This is a genomic window from Bifidobacterium aquikefiri (assembly GCF_002259795.1).
Classification (GTDB): Bacteria; Actinomycetota; Actinomycetes; order Actinomycetales; family Bifidobacteriaceae; genus Bombiscardovia; species Bombiscardovia aquikefiri.
Window position 1 is genome coordinate 225717 of sequence record NZ_MWXA01000008.1, and the last position, 7022, is coordinate 232738.

Annotated in this window: 7 protein-coding genes; 5 read left to right on the top strand and 2 right to left on the bottom strand. The window is 51.6% G+C overall.

Annotated elements, in window-relative coordinates; genetic code table 11:
* The first annotated feature begins 267 nt into the window (after positions 1-267).
* Together BAQU_RS09060 and BAQU_RS09065 are read left to right on the top strand one after the other, a co-directional pair.
* Positions 268-1344, top strand: a complete 1077-nt coding sequence (locus tag BAQU_RS09060; protein WP_094694870.1) for an IS30 family transposase — start codon at positions 268-270, stop codon at positions 1342-1344.
* 70 nt (positions 1345-1414) lie between these two features.
* Positions 1415-1996, top strand: coding sequence for an arsenate reductase/protein-tyrosine-phosphatase family protein (locus BAQU_RS09065; protein WP_094694872.1), 582 nt, complete (start codon positions 1415-1417; stop codon positions 1994-1996).
* Positions 1997-2051: 55 nt separating this feature from the next.
* Here the strand turns inward: BAQU_RS09065 and BAQU_RS09070 are convergent, their stop codons facing one another.
* Both BAQU_RS09070 and BAQU_RS09075 read right to left on the bottom strand, forming a co-directional pair.
* Positions 2052-2777 (bottom strand): hypothetical protein, encoded by a 726-nt coding sequence (locus tag BAQU_RS09070; RefSeq protein ID WP_094694874.1) that lies wholly within the window; start codon positions 2775-2777, stop codon positions 2052-2054.
* 53 nt (positions 2778-2830) lie between these two features.
* Positions 2831-4300: a tyrosine-protein kinase domain-containing protein gene (locus BAQU_RS09075; RefSeq protein ID WP_338022714.1), complete on the bottom strand. Its 1470-nt coding sequence runs from the start codon at positions 4298-4300 to the stop codon at positions 2831-2833.
* A gap of 198 nt (positions 4301-4498) precedes the next feature.
* Between BAQU_RS09075 and BAQU_RS09080 the strand changes: the two genes are divergently transcribed.
* The 3 genes from BAQU_RS09080 to BAQU_RS09090 all read left to right on the top strand — a co-directional run.
* A complete protein-coding gene (locus tag BAQU_RS09080) occupies positions 4499-5317 on the top strand; it encodes a DUF4422 domain-containing protein (RefSeq protein ID WP_094694876.1) in 819 nt (272 codons plus the stop codon).
* A 69-nt stretch (positions 5318-5386) separates the two neighbouring features.
* Positions 5387-6541 carry a hypothetical protein gene (locus BAQU_RS09085; RefSeq protein WP_094694878.1) on the top strand — a complete coding sequence of 385 codons (1155 nt, stop codon included), beginning with the start codon at positions 5387-5389 and terminating at the stop codon, positions 6539-6541.
* A 109-nt stretch (positions 6542-6650) separates the two neighbouring features.
* Positions 6651-7022 (top strand): transposase (locus BAQU_RS09090; RefSeq protein ID WP_211277153.1); only part of this gene is annotated, 372 nt, incomplete at its 3' end.

Below are 7022 nucleotides of genomic sequence, written 5' to 3' on the forward strand. Positions count from 1 at the left end.
GCGGAGCGCAGCGAAGTCGAGAGATCTCACCCCAACGTATCCCACAGGAGATCCCTCGACTTCGCTCGGGATGACAGGGAATGCTCGGGACGAAAGGGTCCGCACGGAACGAAAGGAAACGCACGGAATGACCGAAGGATGGCCAGGATGATGCAACAGGAAATCCGCTTTGCACATTCATAACAATACCCGTTGTCTAGATTGAAGTGCAACACCTTATACCATTGGAGATTGTCTAGGTTTCCGCGGGAGGAAGGTGTCGCACCCATGTCACGAGTGTATTCGCATATCGGTGAGGAGGAAAGGCAGGTCATCCAGATCCAGGTGGGCAACGGCGCCACGGTCCGGGCGATCGCCGCCATGCTGGGCCGTAGCACGTCGAGCATCAGCCGCGAGATCAGGCGCAACACGTGGTTCCCGTCCAACCAGAACGAATCCTACCGGCCGTACCGGCCGCAACGGCTGAAGACGGGGCCCTGGACCGGCCGCTACTACGTGGCGGGTCCCGCCCAGCGCAAGGCCGACGCGCGCAGGACGCGCGCGCGAAAGCCCCGTCGCATGGCGTGCGACCGGCTTCTCGCGTACGTCACGGACCGGCTGCGCCGGGGGTGGACGCCCCTGCTCGTCGCGGGCAGGCTTCGCGGCGAGTACCCGGACGACCCGCTGATGCGCGTATGCCCGGAGAGCATCTACCGGTGGATCTACTCCACGCAGGCGCTGCGGGGGCAATGGGCGCAGTACCTGCCGCGCGCCCACCGCAGACGCCGGAAACGCGGCGGCAGGCGCGTGCACGGCTCGCCCATCAGCCTACGCGTGGGCATCGGGCATCGCCCGGCATGCGCCAGCGACCGCGGGGAGTTCGGCCACTGGGAGGCGGACAGCGTCATCAGCGTCGGCTGCCACCTGCACACCGAGGTCGAACGCAGGACCCGATACCTCAAGGCCCGCATCATCCCCGACAAGGGCGCGGCCGGCACCATCGTCGCCCAACTGGGCATATTCTCGCCGCTGCCGGCCCCGGCGCGCCGGAGCGTCACATACGACAACGGCACCGAGTTCGCCGGCCACTCCACGCTCGTGGAGGCCCTGGGCATGCTGACCTACTTCGCCGACCCGTACAGCTCCTGGCAGCGCGGAAGCAACGAGAACAGGAACGGCATGCTACGCCGCTACCTGCCCAAAGGCGGCAGAATCACCCCGGACATGGCCGACGAGCTGCAGGCGATCGTCAACGAGATCAACAACCGGCCCATGCGCCTGCTCGGCTACCAGACACCCGCCGAAGCCTACCAGCAGGAACTGCTAAACTTACCCCACCAGCCACAGTGTTGCACTTCAATCTAGACAACGGGAATATAGTTATGGGACTTGCAATATGATAGATGCCATTGAGTTTTAGGAGCACGGAGAATTTATGCACATTATGTTCGTCTGCACCGGTAACATATGCCGCTCTCCCATCGGGGAACTGCTGATGCGGCATTATCTTGCCGGAACGAGCGTTGTGGTTGATAGTGCCGGCACCCATGGGCTCACGAATCACGCCATTGACCCCTTCAGCCGCGAACTCATGGATGAGGTCGGCATCGAATCTCGTGAATTCCGCTCTCGCCGGCTCACCGCTGACATGGCTCGTTCGGCCGACTTGATTCTCTGCTTTGAGAAGGAGCAGCTCGCCGACATCAAGACACTCGCACCGACGATGGGCCGCAGGGTATTTCTGCTTCCAGATTTTGCCAATCTGGCGACTTCCTGTGCAGAGCGTGGCCTGATCCAGGGGTTGACGGTGCCGAAGCGCATGGAATCGATCATCACGCAAGCTCCGAGACTCATAGGAGTCATTCCCACTTCGGATGACATTGAAGATCCGCACAGAAAGTCTTTTGACGTTTTCGAACGTGCATGCAAGCAGACGAACGCGGCCATTGTGACGATTCTTGATTCCCTGCGCAAGCATTATCGTCGCAGATCTTCTTCGGCCATTGCTCAATACTAATCAAGAGACCGTGGAATAAGCCGCTCTGAAAGACAGCCATAGCCGCATCGTTATCCTAGAACACAAGTTGTGCAAGCACTACGACGATGCACGCGACCGCGATCACGGCGGCTGCTCCACATGCCAGCCACAATGTACCGCTGTTTTTGCTGTTTTTCCGAGATCTGTGCGAGTGACGATATCTGAAATCCGATTGCCGTTCGCTGGGACTTTCCTCAGTTCCGCTAAGAATGTTCGCGAACGTGACATCGTTCAGATAGCTTCGATGGTCTTGTACGGACTCTTGAGAGGCGCCTACAAATCGATGTGCCTCTTCCACCTCACCGATCGAGGACGCATATGAGGGCGGATATGAGGGCGGGGTATCAGGGAAAAGCGGCTTGATGTCTTCTACCAGATGATCATGTTGCTGCAATCGCGATGTCTGCTTCGGTCGGGAGTCTGGAATCATCGCCCTGCGGTCTGAATCATGCATGCTCTCATCTGGTTGAGCATAAGTCTGGGGATGTTGAACGAGATGCGTTGATCCGTGATAAGAGGATTGCACAGTATCAGGCGCAAAGGTCAAAGGTTGAATAGCCCAACCTGTGTCAACCAGTTCTGCATCATCAGAGCCACCCTCAGACGGGACTGTCTCCTGCCCAGATTGTTGTTCGTGTCGATTGCGTATACGCGATTCAAATACGGGTCGCTCCAACCCCATACTGTTTTGGGCTGCAGATTCGCCAGATGAAGGCACGCTGGGAAATATCAGACTCGGTGCATCATCACTCTGATTCACGATTCCCCCACTTCTCTTGGCTCCCCATTGTCTTCAACTGCCTTTGTCAGATGTCACGCAGCATGCGCATGACGTTCCTGTTTCTTCCCTTCAGAATCATAATAGTAATAATTCCCTTTTCGACTCTTATGCTGCTCTGCAAAGTTGAAAATGGTTCCGATGATGGGAACATTAACATTCTTGAGCTGAGCCACCGATTCAGCGAGTTCTTTCTTATCGCACACGCCACGCCCACTGACCAGAACAATGCCTTTGCTGATTCGGCCGAACATGCCGGCATCAGCAGCGATATCAAGGGGCGTCGTATCAACGATCACATAATCGTATTGCTTGAGGGCCTGCTGGATCATCGCCTCCATAAGCGTCGAGTTCAGCAGCAACGAAGCGTTCGGTGGCTTGGGTCCGGCCGGCATGACGTGCAGATCGTTCTTCCAGTAGCGCTGAACCGCGTCTGCTACGTTGGCCTGGTTGGAAAGCACATGGGAAAGGCCAATGGAACCGTCGATCTCAAGCTTGTTGCTGATGCTGGGGTGGCGAAGATCCGCATCAATCAGGAGTACACGACTGCCATTCTCGGCAAAGGCTGCTGCAAGATTCGTTGATGTGGAGGTCTTGCCCTCGCTCGGCAGCGTGGAAGTGACGATAAGCAGTCGCGAATGTGTGCCTTCAACAGGAGCGATGAACGAAAGGTTGCCACGAATGCGGCGGTATTCCTCCGCCACCATCGAATTTGGATCGTCGCTTACAACAGGTTTTGCCTTGCTCACAGCGTCGCTCGTGGGGATGGATCCAAGCAAAGGCGCACCGGTGATGCGGCGAAGATCCTGGATGCTGTTGAGCCGCGTGTCAGTCATATCACGCAGCAGAGCTGCAAGTATGCCCACGATGCTACCCAGAAGAACGCCTATCAACAGATTCAGCTTGATGTTCGGCGAACTCGGGCTGGTCGGCAACGTCGCCTTCTGCACCACCGCCAGCTTGACCGGCGAGTTCTTGGATGAGTAGAGCGACGATTTCACGGTCTTGCTCAAGGATTCAGCAACTGCATTGGCTATCTGCTGGGATTGAGCAGGACTGTCGGTTTCCACGGAAATGTCGATAAGCATGGTGTTCGTCGGATTGCTGACAGTGATCAGCTTACCGAGTTCAGCAACGTTCATATTGAGATTGAGATCGCTGATCACCGGGTCAAGCACCGCCTGAGTCGTCGCCAAGGTCGGATACGACTTAATCTGCGTTGATATGTATGATCCAGCGGTATTGATGTCTGTGATGCTTTCCGAGTCAGCAGATGCGTTATCATACGTTGCGTATAATTCTGATGAAGCCGTATATTGTGGAGTCGCCAGTATCGTATAAGCGCCCACCAGAATCAGAACGACAGCGAAGGCAGAAACCGCTATAGCCCAGTGCTTACGGATTGCAGCAAGCAAGTCCATTATGGTCAGGCCAGAATCTTGATTCGATTCGACAGTTGAACCATCAGCCACCGATGATTCAGATTCATTTCTCTCAGACACCACGCGCTTCTCCTTCGCGTACAGTTAACGTTTGGATTCTATCGGAAGGTGTGGTCGAGTGTAATCAGTAATCAGGTTTGTTGAAAACCATCATTTTAGCAATTTTGAAGATAATAATGAATAGACTCTACAATCAATGAGTATGGCAGCTGTTGTTGGGATAGACTTCTTAACTAGGTTTCGAAGAAATGGAAAGACTATATGACACGTCAGGAATTACTTGTCCCAGCTTCTATCATTATCGCTGTGGCAGCTCACAAACAATACAGAATGCCGGATGACTCTATATACTTACCAATCCATGTTGGGGCAGCCATACATTCCGATGTATTGCAAGGAATGACTGGAGATAATACTGGGATAAATATTTCCAAACGAAATAATAGCTACTCAGAGTTGACTGCGTTATATTGGATATGGAAAAACACAAGTTCAGAATACAAGGGTCTAGTACATTATCGTCGTCATTTCGGAACACGAAGTGCAGTAAGATTTATTACCCAAGATCGTTTCAAAAGAATCATCCTTTCAAAGGAGCTTCAAGAGATTCTAAAAGAGAACGATGTCATTGTTGCCAAAAAACGCAACTACTACATAGAGACGGTCAGCTCTCATTATTCGCACACTTTTACACCTAAGCATCTTGAAGTGGCCAGGAAGATTCTAGTTGAGAATTACGCACCCTTTGTGCCTGCTTTCGATAAAGTCATGATGTCACGAAGCGCGCATATGTTCAACATGTTTATAATGAAGAACAATATATTCGATAATTACTGCACCTTTCTTTTTCCTTTCTTAAGGAGACTCGAAACCGAACTAGGCTATGCGAATCTTGATGCTTTCCAATCCAGGTATCCTGGTCGTGTAAGCGAAATGCTATTAGATGTCTGGTTAATTACCACAAAGTTGAAATTCACAGAGCTTCCTGTAATAAACACCGAACCTGTGGACTGGCCCAAAAAAGGAGCCTCCTTCTTGATGGCAAAATTCAAAAAGAAGGGCTACACAAAGAGTTTCTAACTTTCGTATCCACAAAAAAAGACCGCCACTACCTCTAGTATGCCCATTCTGAATGGATAAAGGAGAACCATGAAAGCTGCATCTCGCAATTACAGAGGCGGACATCAAACAGCAATGTACGCGTTCGAATACCTTGTTGCATTCGTATTTCTCCTGTCTGCATACAGCGTGTACTTCAAGAGCTCTCAATTCAGCTCACTAATGTTTGAATCACTTTTGGCGGCTCTCGGCTTCTGCTGGATAGCATCTCTGATTGATCAAATTGACCCTTCCTCGGTATTAAGGTTCTTTACGCTATCCTTATTCTCGTTGATGATGGTTTTAATTTGTTGGTTATTGACTTCCGACAATGCGGTAATTTCATACGTTGCTCAGAAGAGCGTAATTCTCGTCGTGTTAATTCCACTATACGGTTTGATATTCTCGACACTCGGCTTTGAAACTACCGTAAATCAGTTCATATCAAAAGTCATTAACTGTCTCGCTATTTTATGCGTAATAGGGCTTTTGCTGTGGATAGCAGTAGCATTCATAAATGTTAAGCTACCTTCCATTGTTCTTCAATACAATTGGGGAGGAGAAAAAACAGCCTTTGGCTATCTTGGAATAGAGTATATTACTCAAATTATCAGCTTCGCAGGGAGAACGATTCCACAGTTCACTCTTTTCTTCGTTGAAGCGCCTCTAGCAAATTTTGTGTTTCAATTATGTCTCTCCGCAGAAATCTTACTGATAAAGCATCCAAGGAAGCTGATAGTCTTAGTTCTCTCACTATCATCGCTCGCATCCTTTTCGACAACAGGGATAATTTTGCTTCCTCTGATTTGGTTTTGCGGATTGGCTACATCCAAGACATTCAGAGCAATCCGTAAAAACTACATTCCGATTAATTTCCTCTATTGCCTATCTCTCTCTGTTTTGGCTATAGCGCTACCATTCTGGAGCATATATTCACTACAGAGCAAAAAGAACACCGATTCTTTAGAAACTCATGGCAACGATATAATTTCAGGGATAAAGTCCTTCCTTGACAGCCCAATTTGGGGACACGGCCTAGGGGACTATACTTCCTCATACAGAAATTTCGGCGGATCAGATGGCTCATCGAGTGGAATAATCGCTGTGTCCGCTCAGGCAGGCATCTTGTTGCTTGTTCTTTATTTGCTACCATTCGGTGTCCAGTTAATTTCGTTTACAAATAAACAAAAGTTGCACATTCTTTGATAACGTCCGGATTCTTGCGCAGTTTTGAGGTGGTGGGAGCATAGCCCGTCCTGTGTGTACGATTTTCAATCGCTGAAAGAGAAAACCGATTGGAAAGCAGGTACGGGCCATGCCCAAGCACATTTTACAGGTGAATCAACCCATGTTCGAGACCCAACTGGACCGGATGGTGAGCGAGAAGGTCACCGAGATCCTCAACCGGATGCTGGACGCCGAGGCCGACGAGATCACCGGCGCGGCCCGCTACGAGCGTTCCTGCGGCAGGAAGGCGTATCGTGCCGGCCATTACGAACGCGATCTGACGGTCAAGGCCGGCAAATTGAGTGTGAGGGTGCCGAAGCTGAAGGGCGCCCTGTTCGAGTCGGCGGTCATCGAACGGTACCGACGCCGGGAGGAGAGCGTGGAGGAGGCCTTGATCGACATGTACCTGGCGGGCGTGTCCACCCGCCGCGTCGACGACATCTCCCAGGCGCTGTGGGGA